Below are 15,370 nucleotides of genomic sequence, written 5' to 3' on the forward strand. Positions count from 1 at the left end.
AACCAGGACGAGTCATGATCGACACCCCCACCACCTCCACTCGCCCGCGCTCCCGCGAGGACAAGCACCACGCGACGAGCTTGCGCGTGGAACGGAGCGCGGTCAGCCTCGTCCTGGAACACGGTTTCGACAACGTCACGGTGGATATGATCTGCACCGCGAGCGGCATCTCACAGCGCACCTTCTTTAACTACTTCAAGACGAAGACGGCCGCCATTATCGGTGCCGAACCACCGACCATTGACGAGGCAAGCGCTCGCGAGTTCATCGCAGCGCCGGGAGACGACCTGCTGCCGGACGCGCTCGCGCTGATGAGCGCGATGGGGCCGCCGGACGGCATCGACGAGCAGCTCTTCACCGACCGAATTCAGATCTTCGGCCTGCATTCGCAGCTCCTGCAGGAGCAGCTGGAACGGATGAGCCGGGTCACCGATGAGGTCGCTGAGCTCGTCTACCTGCGACTAGCCCGAGGGGTCGACACAGACACCGAAACCGACGCTGACCGAGTCTTTCGACACGGCCAGGCCGAGCTGCTCACGCACGCCTTGCTGGGCGTGCTGCGGTTCATGGCGCTGCAGTGGATTCCCTGCCCCCAGTTCGGAGCGACGGCCGACACGAGCCAGGAGGATGGTCGGGAACGCCCCACCCGGCTGACCCTGGCCGAGGCGCTGGACCGCACGGTCACTCTCCTCCGGCAGACGCTGAGCATCCCGGGTCTATAGGAGCTGACCCTGCTCGGTGTCGGATTCGACCGGAAGCCACTTAACGAGAGCCGCGCGCAATTTGGCCAGGTGCAGCGGCCGCATGAGGTACTCGTTCATGCCGACCCAGCGCGACTGGTCAGCATCGCTGCCGCGCACCGCGCTCGCGGTCATGGCCAGAATCGGCATCCGCGTACCGGGCGGCTCGGCCGCCCGGATGGCCGAGGCCAGCTCGTAACCGTTCATCTTTGGCAGGTGCAGAGCGGTGATTACCAGGTCGTAGTCGCCGCTCGTCCACCGCGCGAACGCGAGCGCACCGTTGTCGGTCACATCCGCGTCGTAGCCCAGCAGGTTCAGCTGCCACAGGATGAGCTTCTGATTGCTCAGGTTGTCCTCGGCCACGAGGATGCGGATCGCGCCCGGTGCGCGAACCGCAGCCCGGCTTTCCGGGGAGGGCGAGGCATCCGCTTCTGTGCTGGCCTGCTCGAATTCGTTTCCGCGCTCGAGAACATTTCGGGTGAGCGATCCCGCTTCGTGCGACGCAACCTCATCGTCCACCCGCGGCATGAGCCAGTTGATCGCGTCCTGAAGCTCCTTATAGTGCAGGGGCTTGGTGATGTAGGCGTCGCAGCCAGCGGTGCGGGCTTTTTCCTGGTCTCGGCTCATGGCCATGGCGGTCAGCGCAATCACCGGGATGTCGGCGGTCACCGGATCGTTCTTCAACTCGGTGGTGGCGGCGAAGCCATCCATTCCCGGCAACTGGATGTCCATGAGAACCAAGTCGGGAACTTCGACCCGGGCCAGCAATAATCCACTCTCGGCATCGACCGCTTCCAGTGTCGAATACCCGGCCCGTCGCACCAACAGCTTGGCCAGTTTCATATTGATCGGGTTGTCTTCAATAATCAGAATCCTGGCCACTATTCATCACCCAGATCCAGGCCCGAATTTAGCGCTCGCTTCACCTCGGCTATGAACGCCGTTCGATTGAAATTCTCGGTTCCCAGTACGCGCACGGGCTGGGTCGGGTCGCTGTCGACGGCGGCCAGCTCCTGCTTGGTGAGCCGCTTACCGGTGACCACGAGCACGGGAATGTGTTCGGTATTCGGGTCACTCTGCAGGGCCAGGACCACCTGATAACCGCTAAATCCTTCCATCATCAGGTTGAGCAGCACCAGGTCAGGATGCAGACGCTGCGCCATCTCGATCGCATCATTCTTGGTGAACGCGCGTTCCACGGCGTACTCCGGGCGAGTCAGGAACCGGGCAATCACATCAACGGTTTCGGGGTCGTCATCGGCCACCAGAACCCGCCGCGTGCGGAGCGCGTCCGGGCCGAGACCCAGCACGTTCAACGATTTCTGCAGAACTACCCGACTGATCGGTTTCTTTAACACGGCCGCCGCACCGTGGGTCAGGGCCAGGGCCACATCGGTATCCCCTGCGACGATCACGATGGGAACCGCCGCCAGATCCGCGAACTCGTGCAGCCGAATCAAGAATCCCCACCCGTCCATTCCCGGCAAGCGGATGTCCAGGGTGATCAGGCTGAGTTGTTGGTGCGGAGCGACGGCGAGGCCTTCCTCGCCGCTGGGGGCGACGATGACGCGAAACCCCTCAGCCTCGAGCAGCAGCCGCAGTACCTCTGCGCTCTTGGCGTCATCCTCTATGACGAGGGCAACGTGTTTCTCCGACTTCGCTTCATGTTCCTGCTGCGCCTGCGACCTGGCGGCCGGCTGGCCGGTTGTGGTCGAGTGCACCTGCCGGTCGGGTCCAACCGGCGTTACCGCTTCCGGCTCGGCCGACTTTGGCGCGACGGCAGCCGGTGCCGGGTTAAACGGATGCGGCTTGGGCCGGTCGGTTGCGCCCGCCACCTTACTCGCCGGTGCCGACTCGCGATCGGTGGTCCCCGTCAATTCGTCTCCCGGCGCCGACCAGGCCGGTGCGACCTGGTCGGTGGCTCCCAGCGGCATCCACACGACAAAGGTCGAGCCCTCGCCCTCGGCGCTGGCCACGGCCACCGTTCCGCCCTGAATCCCCACCATCTCCTTGACCGTGGCCAGACCGAGGCCGGTGCCCTCAAACCGTCGGGCCAGGGTGCTGTCGATCTGGCTGAAGGCGAGAAAAAGTTTGGACATATTCTCGGAGGAAATGCCCATGCCAGTGTCGTCGACGCGAATTTCGAGGAAATCCAAAACTGTGCTGGCGGGCAGCGGAAAATCGTGCACGGGCCACGAACCGGCAATTTTTCCGACGGCGCTCCGCGGCACCCGTTTGGCCATCAGGGTGACATTCCCATGGTCGGGCGTGAATTTGACCGCGTTCGACAGCAGGTTATAGACGATTTGCTTGGTTTTGCGCATATCGAGAAGCGGCACGCCGAGGTCTTCTGCACCCTCAAAGCGCAACTGGATATCATGGGCGGCCGCTCCGTCGCGCACAATCAGCAGGCTCTGCTCGAGCAACAAGCGCACATCAACGGGTTCCAGCTCGATCTCCATCATTCCAGCCTCGACCTTGGACAGGTCGAGAATGTCATTGATCAGATCGAGCAGGTGATGTCCGCTGGTGAAGATATCTCCGATATAGTCCCGCTGGGAATCGCTCATATCACCCATGAGCCCGTCTTTGAGCGCCTCGGAGAACCCGATGATCGCATTCAGGGGCGTGCGCAATTCGTGCGACATCGTCGCGAGAAACTCCGTCTTCATCCGGCTGGCGTGTTCCAACTCGATGTTGGTCTCCTTAAGCGCCCGTTCGAACCGCTTCCGTTCGGTCACATCCCGGGCAGATGCGAACACGCCCTGAACGACCCGGTCGCGATCGTAGAACGTTGCCGCGTTGTAGGAGACATCCGTTTCATCGCCGTTGAGCGCTTGCACCGTGAGCTCGTAGTCGTTGACCCGGCTCTCGGTGAGGGCTCGCTGAATTGCCGTGTCGGCCCGAGCCGGGTCGGTGAAGAAATTGCGGCAGGGCGCGCCAATGAGTTCGTCCCGCGTTCGGCCGGTCAGTTCGATCATCTGCTGATTGACGTCGGAAATGATTCCCAGGGTGTCGGTCATCATGAGCGCGTCGATATTCGACTCGATCAGTGAGCGCGTATAGAACTGCTGGTCGCGCAACCGCTGGTCCAGCACGGATTGGGCGACCTCCACCTGCTTGCGCGACGTGTTGTCGGTAGCGATCAGCAGGTAGCCGATAATGGCGGCGTCTTCATCACACAGCGCGGTGACCGAGACGATGGCCGGAAACCGGCTGCCATCCTTGCGAATCTTGGTGATTTCATAGATGTCTTCAATACCGCGACTCGCCTTATAGACGAGTGCTTCGAATCCGGGCTGGATCGTGGTGCCGAACTCCAGGCTCAGCTGGGCCGCCCGCATAATAATCTCTTCCGGATCGTGGAGAGCAGCCGGAGTGATCTTGTTTACCACTTCCTCCGCCGTATAGCCGAGCATCCGCTGCGCACCGACGGTGAAAATTTGAATGACGCCCTGGGCGTCGGTGGCGATGCTGGAGAAGTTGGCACTGTTGAAGATCGCGTCCTGCAGACTCACCGTCTGCTGCAGCAAATTCTTCGCCAGGAGCGCCTCTTGCGCTACCGCGCTGTCTCCACCGGGAAGGTTCGCCTTGACCGTAGCTGCGGAATCAGCGGCGGCGGACGGCCGGGAATGATTCTTGCGGTTGTGGGGGGTCATAGTCATCACGCCTTCCGTGATCTATAGAGTGCGCTGTGAGCGTGCGGTGCGGGAACGCTTCACGGTATGGCAGAACAGGCTCGCGGTCGGCAACCTCGCCTCGCTGGATTGCCGCGAGTCGACCGGGGGAATTTCCCTCACTTAAATCTATATCACGAATCGTCAAAATGACCCCCCATCGGGGGTAGTTAAGCTGGTCGGGTCACGCCAGGTGCTGTGCTCATTCGGCACAACGCGCCGAGAAACCCACATCTGGCATCCGCTTGAATTACAAAATTTCACTCTGCCCTGATGAGTCCAAGAACGTCTGATCGGACTTTTTGCCCACGAGTGCAATCCAGTGTCGGTCCACTCGCGCTACTCAGCGCTCCCGCGGTGGAATACCGACGAGAGCCCGTCACCGGTTAGTCCGAAACACCATCCGGCCGGCGCTTCCCGGGCAGCCCTGAACGAGTCTTGGCAACGGTCGAGGGTCGAACTAATTTCAGAAGCAGCAAACCCCGATAAGGAGGTATCGATGGCCGAGTTCTTACCCATCCAGCCGTGCCTGTGGTTCGATGACACGGCCCGCGAGGCAATGGAATATACGTTGACGTGTTCCCTGATTCGCGGATCAATTCGATCGTCGAGTACCCCGACGCTGCGCTCGACGAACACTTCGCCGGAATGACCGGCAAGGCGCTGAACGGTTCATTCACCCTGAACGGAGTGGATTTCGTTTGTCTAGACGGCGGGCCCGTTTTCACGTTCAACGAGTCGATCTCCTTCGTGGTGTTGTGCAAGGACCAAGGCGAAATTGACGCGTACTGGGCCAAGCTCTCCCACGTGCCCGACTCTGAGCAGTGCGGCTGGTGCAAAGACCGATTCGGTATCAGCTGGCAGATCATCCCCGAGAATATGGCCGATCTGACTCGCCGACCCGAGCAGATCGGCGTGATGATGGGCCAGAAGAAGATTGTGATCGCGGAACTCGAGAACGCCTGAGCATTTCGTTTCCCGGTACTCATCGCTCAGATCCAGAGCGGATGCCTCGGCGGCGAGAGTCGCGCCGGCGATGTCGCCGTCAGCCGGCGAGCGAAATACCTTCTTGGATTCGATCCAGCATTTGTTCAGGGCTCAAGATTGCGGAACTGGAATTGCAGACGAACCGAGCCATCGAGCGGCAGCACGAGAGTTGTGTTGTGGTTGTCCCAGGCGTTGGGGATGAGAAACATGCGATCCCCTCCGACAATGAGGAGTCGCAGCCCCCAATAGCGGAACCGAAACGTCTCGTCGGCCGACGCGGGCAGCTCGATTTCGTTCACCCGCTCCTCGTCCGGGAGAAAGAGCCGCTCCTCGGTGTCGACAATGACGCTGGGAAGGTTGTCAGGGCGCCGCGCCTGTTGCTGGGCGAGACCCAGGCCCGACCACTGCGCGACCGTGGCCGTCGCCCAGAACACGCAGGCGGCGACCGCAGCCCAGAGCAGCACGACGACGCCCGGAGGCGGGCGGTGACTCGCACCGGCTGTGCGAGCCAGGAACCGCACGGTACCCAGGGAGTACGCTGCGATCGCGCCGCCCAACGCCAGGACGAGCGGAGTGACGAGGGGGTAGTAGCCCCATCCGGCGAGGAGCGGAGAGGCGAGGAGCGCGACGACCCCTATTACCAGGATGACCAGGCCGACGACGACGCCCCGCCTCACCGCAGCCGCACAGCCGGCTCGGCTCGAGCGACGTCGGATCTGCGCGTGCCAGGCGATCAGGGCTGCGCCGACCAGCGCGAACACGAGAAGCGGCAGCATGAGCGGCTGTGGGCTGCGCATCACGTAGTCTTGCGTGCTCAGGCCGATGACGTCGACGTCAATGCCGAAGTAGTCGTACTGGGCCCGAGACGAAACGTAGCCGAAATAGAAAAGCAGGGCGCCCAGAAGCGTCGCCGGAGCGATGATGCTGCCGAGAACGTTCAACCGGCGTTCGAACTGTGCACCACCCTCCTTCTCCCCCGGTTCGGGCATCAGGCGGGTCCGCTCAGAGTCGCTCCCAAGCTCTCATCCGCGGGAGGTGCATCGGCGACGGGAGGCGTGTCAAGGGGGATGCTGAGGGTGCTCTCGGTGACTAACGCGGATAAAAATTTCGCGCACTCAAAGGTCTCACCCTCAGCGCAGATGACCTCGCCGGCGATGCTCACGTCCAGCTGCACATCCGGCGAACTCGGCTGTTTGCCGGTCGGCGCGATCGCCAGATCGCAGGTCTGGTTGGCGACGTCGAAGATGAACCCGATGCACGGCGGATTCTCGCCGCTGCATCCAGAATCGGCGAGCGCGTAGGCGTCGTCCGTGAAGGTGGCACCGCTGATCCAGATCTGCACATTCTCCGGAATCCTGAAGTTATCCTGTTCGACGATTCAGTTCACCGTTACGCAATTGTCGGCAAACGTATTTTCGTCAAAACTCACACTGCCACCGATTGAGAGTTGCGCGAGCCCGACCGATATTTTGCTTCCGCCGGTGTCGGGAGGCGGAGCCGGCGACGACGACGTGCTGGGAGCTGACGAGCTGGGGGCGTTTGGGGTGACCTCAGGCTGCTGAGGTTGGGCGACGGCGCACCCCGTCAGGGCCGCCCCGACAAGGGCGATCTCGACGAGAACGACGCCGATGACTGAAAAAGTTCGTCGTGCATCCATGACAACCTCCCGGTGGAGGGTGACGACGAAGCGAAGCGGATGCCGGCCGCGTTCACTCCGGAACGCCACTGATGTTGTGAGTATCCCCCCAGACTGGCTTGCGGGCAACGCCTGCACGACCCGAGGGTGACCAGGTCTCAAGGCTGGGGCGTCCGTTCACGTTGCTCAGGATTCGCGTCCGGAGAATTGGCCGCCTTCGATCCTCAACGCTGCCAGGTTAGGACCTGCTCAAACGTCCACGCTTGACTCCGTACCGCAGGTATCTCACGCGACGACGCATATGCGCCGATATGGCGGTCCCGAGCGAGTCTGCCGCCACTCCTCGAGCGGGCGGTGTCTGGAAAAGAAGAAATGCCCCTGGTTTCCGCGGAAACTCAGCGGCTAGTGCTGGGGTACCTGGACTCGAACCAAGAACAAATGATAGGCGTCGGGGTGGTGGAGCGCACCTGCATATGGGGCAGACTTCCGCGGAATTCCGCGGTTCTCATGGGGTTTAGCTTAGACGCTGTACGGCGGGATACGGCCTGAATCTGGTCCTATTTTGGGGTTTATGGTGAGTTTGTGGTCACGGGATAGGGGCGCGGACGCGGCGCACTTCCCGTCGGAGGACCGTCGTAAGGTGTCCGCTAGCACCGCACGATTTCGCCGATCAATGCGTCGGAGTCGGCCAATCCCAAATGGCATGCACGGTCGCCCGACGCGGGGGCAGTCCCACCTGCTAATTTTTCCGCCGCTTGCCATCGGCACGGCTGTCGATCGGTTGACCAGCTTTCGAGGCACCTTCGCTACGCATCTCAGCGATATTGGCGTGGCCTTGGTCGAGAGTTGGCCTCTAGAGCGTGAACTCTGAGCGACCAGGGGCATCGCACTCACCGACGCGGCCCGAGACATCCGGTCGGCTGTGCAATACGCCGACGAGAGTCGTAAGGGTAACCCCCGCGCTCGGTTCAACCGCAGAAATCTTGTTGTTGACTATGAGGACCTCGCGGCTCTGGAGAACGTCACCTTTCACGTGCGCAACCTGACAGAGGTTTTTGCGGGCATGATCTGGGGTAAACCGATTCCCCTTGAGCTGCCGCCCGAACTGCGGCCGGTTCTGAGCGATGCCCTGCACGCGGTCGCGGAAACCTTGCGCGCCACGGACAGCGACCCGCACGATAGCGCACCCTTTGATGCTGCCGTAGCGGCAGTCGAGGCGATTCTGCACGGCATGCAAGAGTTGGGTGCCGGGGCGACATCGCTCAGCCCCACGGCTGCGATCGTCATCGATCTGAAGCGCATTCTGGTCGCGCTTCGCCCGGGGACCGAGAGAGATTCTAAAGGGTCTCCCTCGACCGTCGTTTAGCCTGTCCCATCGCTTGTTGACGCTGTTGGGGTTCCGCGCACAGATAGCTTCTCGTTCCTGCAAGTTTTTCCTTACCCGGGTTGACCTTGGATTAGCCTTCGGTACTGTGAATGGGGGTACAGAAACTCTTTCATCCGTTGAATTCGCATTAGGAGGTCATCATGCCCAAAGCCATCGAGACTGTCGATGTCAACGTTCCCGTTACCGTCGCGTACAACCAGTGGACAAAATTCGAGGAGTTTCCAAAGTTTCTGAGTTTTGTTGAATCCATCACGCAAGTAACCGACACTCTCACAGAGTGGACGGTTAAAATCGGCGGCGTGGAGCGCACGTTTGAGGCTCGGATAACTGAGCAGCACCCCGATGAGCGTGTTGCCTGGAACAGCACTGGCGGCCAGGTCGACCACGCGGGAGTTGTCACGTTCCATAAGTTGGCCGCGAACGAGACGCGTGTGACGGTTCAGCTTGATTGGGAGGCCAAAGGGCTGCTTGAGAAGGCTGGGGCCGCTCTCGGTATCGACGACCACGCCATCAAGAAAGACCTCACGAACTTTAAGGAGTTCATCGAGGCGAAAGGATCCGACGATGTCGGATGGCGTGGAGATGTGCAGGCCTGACTCTGCTGGAAGACCGGCTTACGACCCGTGATGGCCCGGACATCTCACAGCGAAGTTCGCCACGGCGCCGGCCGGGTGCGTGACATCACAACACGTGGTGACCGGTTGGGAAATACTAACTCTCTCGGTCGCGGCGTTGAGTCCAAGTCCGTCGGCCATCGCGAGAACATATTCTGTGAAAGCAAACCGTATGGCCCCGCCGATCGGCACGTTTGTCAAAATTTTGGTGCGGGTGCGGTGGTCCTTGAAGCCGAGGATTGTCCGTCTCTGGAGGACGTATTTCTGACTCTCCCCAGAAAGCAGCAGCTCGATATGTAAGGGCTCCTGCGCTTTTGCTTTTTTGTGATGAGAACTTTCGGCCCAGTCAATTTCTCTTGATCCGGCTTGCACACTGCTGGTCGCTTCGTACAAGACGGATACTGGCCTGTGATGTCCGGCGTGGGCATCGCGATAATTGCGGCGGTGAGGCGGTGCGCATGGAACAGTGGTAGACACACGTTATGCACAACCCGCGGGCAACTCGAAGTTGCCTGGGCACTCAATTCGAACACCTCCGAAAGTGAAGACGGACCGTTGATTTTTCACGGTCATGAAAACTAGAAAGAGAAAAAAATGAAGGCAGTCGTGTACAAGGGCCCCAATGAGGTCAACGTTGAAGAAGTTCCGGATGCCACGATCGAACGTCCCACTGACGTTCTGGTGCGCATTACGGCCACGAATATTTGCGGGTCAGATTTGCACATGTACGAGGGACGCACCGATTTCGAGGTTGGACGCACGTTTGGCCACGAAAATATGGGCGAGGTCATAGAGATTGGTAACGGCGTCGACAAGGTAAGAGTCGGCGAACGCGTCGTGCTGCCGTTCAATATTTCCTGCGGTTTTTGCAAGAATTGCGAACGCGGCTTTACCAACTATTGCATGACCACTCAACCAGACCCCGTCGGCGCGGGCGCCGCCTACGGCTTCGCGGGAATGGGTCCGTATCCCGGCGGGCAGGCCCAAATGCTGCGTGTGCCCTACGGTGACAGTAACTGCCTGCGCCTGGGTGAAGACGCCATAGAAAAGCAGAACGATTACGTGATGCTTTCGGACATCTTCCCTACCGGCTACCACGCTACTGAGATGGCCGGCGTCATGCCCGGTGACACAGTCGTGATTTACGGTGCAGGTCCGGTCGGGCTGATGGCTGCACTGTCTGCCACGATCAAGGGCGCCAGTAAAGTCTGGGTCGTGGACCGACGCCCGGACCGGCTGGCCCTCGCCGAGCAGATCGGCGCAATAGCCGTTGATGACTCAAAGACGGACCCGGTTCAATTCGTTTTGGACGAAACCCAGGGGATCGGCGCGGACCGGGGGTGTGAATGCGTGGGCTATCAGGCCCACGACCCCCAGGGCACCGAAGATCCCGCCATGACTCTGAATCGGCTGATTCAGTCCGTGCGCATCACCGGGGGCATCGGCGTTGTCGGCGTCTTCCTGCCGGCAGATCCCGGCGGCTTCGACGAGAACGCCAAGCAGGGCAAGATTGCCATTGACTACGGCCTGCAATGGCTCAAAGGCCAAAGCATTGGCAGCGGGCAATGCCCGGTAAAGAAATACAATCGACAATTACGCGACCTAATTGCCGTGGGCAAGGCCAAACCTTCATGGATCGTTTCCCACGAGATCCCCCTCAGCGAAGCCGCGGATGCCTACAAGAACTTCGGCGATCGCACCGACGGGTGGACGAAGGTGATACTGAAGCCCGAATAGGCCAACATGGAGCGTCCCATTTGACCCGACCCCAATGGTTCAATTTTTGGCGCACGCGGCAGGGAGAACCAGACCTCAAAGTTCCCCTGTCGCTACCTTTTTAGTGGGTCATTTACCCAGTTCATTAACGAGTATCGCCACCGTGAGTGCTCGGCGTCGGAATTTGTGCCCTCTGCCCTGTGCCGCTTCACGTAGTTGATCACCCTAGACATTTGTTCGATAGCGGACGCGGTCAGATCGGCCTTTCTATTCCATGAATTGTAGACATATGATCACCCGTGGCCCACACAAACCCATCCGCGATAAATGCTTAGGAAGAGAGTAAACACATGAGTCAAGAAATGAATATCGCAGCCCAGCAGAAGTTTGGTGACGCCGTGAACAGCGGAAAACTCGACCTTCTCGACAACCTCGTGGCAAAAAACGCAGTCGATAACGACCCTGCCCCTGGACAAGGCCCTGGTCCTGAGGGTTACAAAGCGTTCTTTGGCGAGATGATTGCCGCTTTTCCAGACCTGCACATCGCAGTTGAGCGTCTCGTGGCCAACGATACCGACGTGGCATTCGCTTATATCCTCACCGGCACCCATCAAGGACCCTTGATGGGCCACGCTGCCAGCGGTAAAACGATGTCTGTTCGTGGCATGCAAATTAGCCGGTTTGAGAACGGGAAACTTGTCGAGCGGTGGGGTAGCAGCGACCAACAGGGCATGCTCGAACAACTCGGCTTGGCACCGTAATTTACGATGCGACACGGCCGTGATCGCGCACTGGGCACGCAGGCAAGGCTGTACTTGGTGTTCCTGCTATCGTGGCCGTTCTGTCAGCGCTTGCGCGCAGGCAGATTCGTTGCCGCTGCCAACATTGTGCGTTTCGTTTCACCGTGCGTTTGTTGGTCTGAGAAAATACGCCCTAGCTCCCTATTCTCGACTGGCTGATCGCCGGGCCATGGCAGCTGTGGGACGCTCGGGATAAGCTGTTTGGACCGTATCGCTCGCTGGTACGGGTCCCGACCCGGCTGGAGATTCGATGACGATTCAGACCCCCGTACCTTCCACTGACGCAGACACCTGGGACCACTGACGCAGACACCTGGGACGTCATCGTGCTGGGGGCCGGCGCCGTTGGTGAGAACGTGGCAGACCGAACGGCTCAGGGTGGGCTGCGCACCGTGATCGTCGAGAGTTCCCTGATCGGCGGCGAGTGCTCCTACTGGGCGTGCATGCCGTCGAAAGCGCTGCTGCGCAGCGGCGCCGTCGTCGCCGCCGCCCAGCGGGTTCCCGGAGTCACCTCGGTGGTCGACCCGCAAGCGACCCTGAAGCGCCGCGACACCATCGTCAACGGCTACTCCGACGCCGGCCAGGCGAACTGGCTCGAATCGGCGGGAATCGATCTGGTGCGCGGGCACGGCACCCTGACTGCCCCGCGCGAGGTCACTGTCACTGCCGCCGACGGCAGCGTGCGAGTGCTGACCGCCAGCCACGCCGTCGTTGTCAGCACCGGGTCAGCGGCCCTGTTGCCCGAGGTGCCGGGCCTCGCCGAGGTCACACCGTGGACCAGCCGTGAGGCGACCTCAGTCACGGAGATCCCGACGAGCTTGGCCATCATCGGCGCTGGAACCGTTGCCGTCGAGATGGCCACCGCGTATACGGCTCTTGGCTCACACGTCACCCTCATCGCCCGCAGCGGGCTGGTCGGCGGCTCGGAGCCGTTCGCCGGCGAACTGGTCACGACCGCGCTGCGCGATTCCGGCGCGACCCTGCTCCTTGATGACTCTCCCACGGCCGCCCGCCGCACCGACACCGGCGACGTGGAGCTGACCCTCGCCAGCAGCGGCACCGTGACCGCGAGTGAGGTTTTGGTGGCCACCGGCCGGGTCCCCAATACTGGCGGTCTCGGGCTTGCCACCGTGGGACTCGTCCACGGCGACTGGCTCACGGTCGACGACACCCTGCGGGTGGTCGGTGAGTCCCTCGCATCCGTCTCGGCGCTCGGCACCGAGCGACCAGGCAGCGGAGGGCTGTATGCGGCCGGCGATATCAACCACCGGGCACTGCTCACTCACTAAGGCAAGTACCAGGCCCGGGCCGTAGGTGACGTGATTGTCGCTCGCGCGGCAGGCACCCCGGTCGACGACAAGCCATGGGGCTCACACGTTGCCACAGCCGACCACAGCGCGGTGCCGCAGGTCATCTTCACCGACCCGGGGGTCGCATCTGTCGGCCTGACCGCTGCCGCGGCAGTGAAGGCAGGGTATCGGGTGCGCATCCTCGACTAGGAGGTCAGTTCGTTCGGCGGTTCCACGGTGCTCGCCGACGACTACGTGGGCCACGCCCGGGCGATTGTCGATCGCGATCGGGAGGTGCTGATCGGCGTAACCTTCGTGGGCCAGGACGTCGCCGAGCTCCTGCATTCGGCGACGATCGCGGTCGTTGCCGAGGTCCCGATCGACCGACTGTGGCACACGGTGCCGAGCTATCCGACACTCAGCGAGGTCTGGCTGCGCCTGCTCGAAGCGTATGGTCGGCCTGGACACGTCGACTAGCAGGCCCTACGGATAATCATTTGAAAGAGGTTTCAGCTGCGCTGAGAGGTAACGGCCCATGCAGTGGACAGGATGATGGATTTCGTTGAACCGGATTGTTTGTTGAGTGCGGCGGCGTGGGCCCATATGAAGATCCACGTTCAGAGCATGGCTTTGTCGGCCGACGATGGCATCACGAACTTGAACCAACAGATTGCATAGGTTTCGGCGGTGAAGGCGTCATACAAGGTGCTGAAGGCGAGTGCGTCACCTGTGGCCACTCGTTCGAGAAGCAGATGACCGCCGATACTGTCCCCCAGAGAACGCGGCCCCGCCTCGGCAGCGGTCATGGTGCGGTCCCGGATGATCGAATGACGAGTGTAGACAAGGCACTTCCTAGATGTGGTGAGTGAGTCCGCTGACAGGGTCTCGGGCAACGCTAAAAATCTTTGTGACCTGAATGGGGGGGGGGTGCCCCTATGGTTTTCTTCAAGTCGTGAGTGGGGTTCTGATTTCGTAAAGGGTGCAGTCCCTCCCGCCCGCGCGTCCATCTGGTTTTGTCGAGCCTCAAGTTTGGTGAAGGCTCGGTTAGACCCGTCCATGCCGGTCCGATCCGCGAGACGATCGCAAGTGTCAGGAAAAGCTATGGCCTCCTCGACGTCATGCAGCCCTCAGACAACGAAGAGCGTCAGTGGATCATTCACGCCGAAACCGTTCCGGAGCTCCGCCACGCCCCGAAACGGCTACTCGATCCGCAGTCTCAAGTGAAGATGCTCACGCCACCTGGACCAACCAACAGTCCCACGATGATGAGCACAATACCCCAGAGAATCTGGCGTCGAAATAGCGCGACAATGCCTGCAATAACGAGGACTACCGCAATGATCCAGAGAATTGTTGCCATGTGCTGCTCCATTTCATTCAGCGCCGACGGGCCGTACGCCCACAGCGGTTTTCGATCTGCTAAAGCGAACGTACCCCCTGCGCGATCTCTGCCCACTGTGTTTTATCCAGAATATCGTGGAGGTGAGACTGTGTCATCAGCTGTTAGCGGCCATGCGAAACGACGAAGAGAACCCAAGCGCGGTCACATCCAGTATCTCTGTGTAGTTTCTTAACACCGTGCGGGACGTGACCTAACGGCTAGCGTTTGGTGGCCTCGTCACGTGCCAGAGTGTTGTCAGCAGGTTGATCTGGCAGTAACCCGAGGACGCGCGCCCGGCGGTAGAAGGTCGCTCTGGATATTCCAAGATCGAGAGCGACCTGCGCCGCTGTCTCTCCACCTTTTATGAGCCGGTGGACGTTTCGGATTTGACTGTCGGTAATGAGTTGCGGTCGCCCGCCCAGATATTTTCCGGCGTCCCGGCGCTTGTTGATCGAGTCGACTATGCGCTCTCGCTCGATTTCGTGTTCCACTTGCCCGAGCGCCGCCATGATCGTGAATGGCATGGACCCCATCGGTGTCGCGGTATCGACGTCGTCGCCGCCCGGGTTGAGCACCCTCAGGCCGGCACCGCGGACGCGGAGCTCTTCGGCGAAAGCGAGCATGATCTGCGTCGATCGCCCGAGCCGGTCCAGACCCGTGATGACGAGAGTGTCGCCCGCCTCGAGGGAGTGAAGCGCGCGATCGGAGTAGGACCGCGATGTGCGAGCTCCTAAGATCCCATGGTCGACGTAGACGTCATCACGCCGGACGCCAGCGGCGAGGATATCGACTTGCTGTCGGTCGGTGGATTGCTGACGCGTCGATACGCGCGCGTGGCCGATCAGTTGGCCCTGCCCCCATTGACTGGACACCTCACAAGAGAGAATGTTCACATGGGAAAGACACGCAGGGAGTTCATTCCTGGGTACAAAGACGAGGCCGTAATGCTCGTGATCAACTACGGCAGGGCGATAGCGACCGTGGCCCGCGAACTCGGCATCAACGAGGCATCGCTGGGCTGGTGGGTCGGTGCATTCAAGGCCCGTAACGACACCGCTGGTCTGATTCGCCTTGACAAATTCAGCGATCATGATTGGCTCGTATTACGTGACAGTTTCCGGCACAGAGTTCGACCGTGAAAGG

15 protein-coding genes and 2 pseudogenes are annotated in these 15,370 nt (G+C 60.9%); 8 read left to right on the forward strand and 9 right to left on the reverse strand.

The genetic code is table 11. The features are described 5' to 3' along the window. Positions 1-14 precede the first annotated feature (14 nt). Positions 15-722, forward strand: coding sequence for a TetR/AcrR family transcriptional regulator (locus E3T41_RS10215; protein WP_134478418.1), 708 nt, complete (start codon positions 15-17; stop codon positions 720-722). On the opposite strand, the gene E3T41_RS10220 is transcribed toward E3T41_RS10215, so the two are convergent. Then, positions 717-1,622 carry a response regulator gene (locus E3T41_RS10220; RefSeq protein WP_134478420.1) on the reverse strand — a complete coding sequence of 302 codons (906 nt, stop codon included), beginning with the start codon at positions 1,620-1,622 and terminating at the stop codon, positions 717-719. The genes E3T41_RS10215 and E3T41_RS10220 overlap by 6 nt on opposite strands. Next, on the reverse strand, positions 1,622-4,405 hold the full coding sequence (locus E3T41_RS10225) for a response regulator (RefSeq protein WP_134478422.1): 2,784 nt from the start codon (positions 4,403-4,405) through the stop codon (positions 1,622-1,624). The genes E3T41_RS10220 and E3T41_RS10225 overlap by 1 nt, the downstream gene beginning before the upstream one ends. A 588-nt stretch (positions 4,406-4,993) precedes the next feature. Here E3T41_RS10225 and E3T41_RS10230 point away from each other — a divergent pair. Next, positions 4,994-5,383, forward strand: coding sequence for a VOC family protein (locus E3T41_RS10230; protein ID WP_233195305.1), 390 nt, complete (start codon positions 4,994-4,996; stop codon positions 5,381-5,383). A gap of 125 nt (positions 5,384-5,508) precedes the next feature. Here the strand turns inward: E3T41_RS10230 and E3T41_RS10240 are convergent, their stop codons facing one another. Continuing rightward, positions 5,509-6,393, reverse strand: coding sequence for a hypothetical protein (locus tag E3T41_RS10240; protein WP_198416406.1), 885 nt, complete (start codon positions 6,391-6,393; stop codon positions 5,509-5,511). Beyond that, complete coding sequence (locus tag E3T41_RS10245) at positions 6,393-6,746, reverse strand: hypothetical protein (protein ID WP_092449265.1); 354 nt, start codon at positions 6,744-6,746, stop codon at positions 6,393-6,395. Before E3T41_RS10245 ends, E3T41_RS10240 begins: the two co-directional genes overlap by 1 nt. 1,216 nt (positions 6,747-7,962) lie before the next feature. Here E3T41_RS10245 and E3T41_RS10250 point away from each other — a divergent pair. Beyond that, on the forward strand, positions 7,963-8,406 hold the full coding sequence (locus E3T41_RS10250; protein WP_134478424.1) for a hypothetical protein: 444 nt from the start codon (positions 7,963-7,965) through the stop codon (positions 8,404-8,406). A 161-nt stretch (positions 8,407-8,567) separates the two neighbouring features. After that, the gene (locus E3T41_RS10255) at positions 8,568-9,023 is read left to right on the forward strand and encodes an SRPBCC family protein (protein ID WP_134478426.1); all 456 of its coding nucleotides are present in this window, start codon (positions 8,568-8,570) and stop codon (positions 9,021-9,023) included. Between the two features lie 18 nt (positions 9,024-9,041). Here the strand turns inward: E3T41_RS10255 and E3T41_RS10260 are convergent, their stop codons facing one another. Beyond that, positions 9,042-9,434: a hypothetical protein gene (locus tag E3T41_RS10260; protein ID WP_134478428.1), complete on the reverse strand. Its 393-nt coding sequence runs from the start codon at positions 9,432-9,434 to the stop codon at positions 9,042-9,044. A gap of 201 nt (positions 9,435-9,635) precedes the next feature. Between E3T41_RS10260 and E3T41_RS10265 the strand changes: the two genes are divergently transcribed. After that, a complete protein-coding gene (locus E3T41_RS10265; protein ID WP_134478430.1) occupies positions 9,636-10,778 on the forward strand; it encodes a glutathione-independent formaldehyde dehydrogenase in 1,143 nt (380 codons plus the stop codon). 92 nt (positions 10,779-10,870) lie between these two features. On the opposite strand, the pseudogene E3T41_RS19015 reads toward E3T41_RS10265, so the two are convergent. Next, a pseudogene (locus tag E3T41_RS19015) lies at positions 10,871-11,017 on the reverse strand (DUF3140 domain-containing protein); the annotation flags it as partial. A 90-nt stretch (positions 11,018-11,107) separates the two neighbouring features. On the opposite strand from E3T41_RS19015, the gene E3T41_RS10275 reads away from it, so the two are divergent. Both E3T41_RS10275 and E3T41_RS10280 read left to right on the forward strand, forming a co-directional pair. Next, positions 11,108-11,518: an ester cyclase gene (locus E3T41_RS10275; protein ID WP_134478434.1), complete on the forward strand. Its 411-nt coding sequence runs from the start codon at positions 11,108-11,110 to the stop codon at positions 11,516-11,518. Between the two features lie 317 nt (positions 11,519-11,835). Beyond that, positions 11,836-13,323, forward strand: a pseudogene (locus E3T41_RS10280) (NAD(P)/FAD-dependent oxidoreductase). Positions 13,324-13,463: 140 nt separating this feature from the next. Here the strand turns inward: E3T41_RS10280 and E3T41_RS10285 are convergent. The 3 genes from E3T41_RS10285 to E3T41_RS10290 all read right to left on the reverse strand — a co-directional run bounded on the left by E3T41_RS10285 (position 13,464) and on the right by E3T41_RS10290 (position 15,120). Beyond that, positions 13,464-13,652 (reverse strand): hypothetical protein, encoded by a 189-nt coding sequence (locus E3T41_RS10285; RefSeq protein ID WP_134478436.1) that lies wholly within the window; start codon positions 13,650-13,652, stop codon positions 13,464-13,466. 410 nt (positions 13,653-14,062) lie between these two features. Next, the gene (locus E3T41_RS17930) at positions 14,063-14,206 is read right to left on the reverse strand and encodes a GPGG-motif small membrane protein (protein WP_166790287.1); all 144 of its coding nucleotides are present in this window, start codon (positions 14,204-14,206) and stop codon (positions 14,063-14,065) included. 239 nt (positions 14,207-14,445) lie between these two features. Then, positions 14,446-15,120, reverse strand: coding sequence for a recombinase family protein (locus tag E3T41_RS10290; protein WP_241991117.1), 675 nt, complete (start codon positions 15,118-15,120; stop codon positions 14,446-14,448). Between E3T41_RS10290 and E3T41_RS17935 the strand changes: the two genes are divergently transcribed. After that, a complete protein-coding gene (locus E3T41_RS17935) occupies positions 15,121-15,366 on the forward strand; it encodes a transposase (RefSeq protein WP_166791537.1) in 246 nt (81 codons plus the stop codon). Positions 15,367-15,370 lie beyond the last annotated feature (4 nt).

The sequence above is a fragment of the Cryobacterium sp. Hh38 genome, from assembly GCF_004403235.1.
Taxonomy (GTDB): Bacteria; Actinomycetota; Actinomycetes; order Actinomycetales; family Microbacteriaceae; genus Cryobacterium; species Cryobacterium levicorallinum.

Coding starts and splice junctions, on each gene's coding strand:
- E3T41_RS10215 (WP_134478418.1), top strand. CDS start 15: ATGATCGACACCCCCACCACCTCCACTCGCCCGCGCTCCCGCGAGGAC.
- E3T41_RS10285 (WP_134478436.1), bottom strand. CDS start 13,652: ATGACCGCTGCCGAGGCGGGGCCGCGTTCTCTGGGGGACAGTATCGGC.
- E3T41_RS10265 (WP_134478430.1), top strand. CDS start 9,636: ATGAAGGCAGTCGTGTACAAGGGCCCCAATGAGGTCAACGTTGAAGAA.
- E3T41_RS10275 (WP_134478434.1), top strand. CDS start 11,108: ATGAGTCAAGAAATGAATATCGCAGCCCAGCAGAAGTTTGGTGACGCC.
- E3T41_RS10225 (WP_134478422.1), bottom strand. CDS start 4,405: ATGACTATGACCCCCCACAACCGCAAGAATCATTCCCGGCCGTCCGCC.
- E3T41_RS10255 (WP_134478426.1), top strand. CDS start 8,568: ATGCCCAAAGCCATCGAGACTGTCGATGTCAACGTTCCCGTTACCGTC.
- E3T41_RS10240 (WP_198416406.1), bottom strand. CDS start 6,393: ATGCCCGAACCGGGGGAGAAGGAGGGTGGTGCACAGTTCGAACGCCGG.
- E3T41_RS17930 (WP_166790287.1), bottom strand. CDS start 14,206: ATGGCAACAATTCTCTGGATCATTGCGGTAGTCCTCGTTATTGCAGGC.
- E3T41_RS17935 (WP_166791537.1), top strand. CDS start 15,121: ATGGGAAAGACACGCAGGGAGTTCATTCCTGGGTACAAAGACGAGGCC.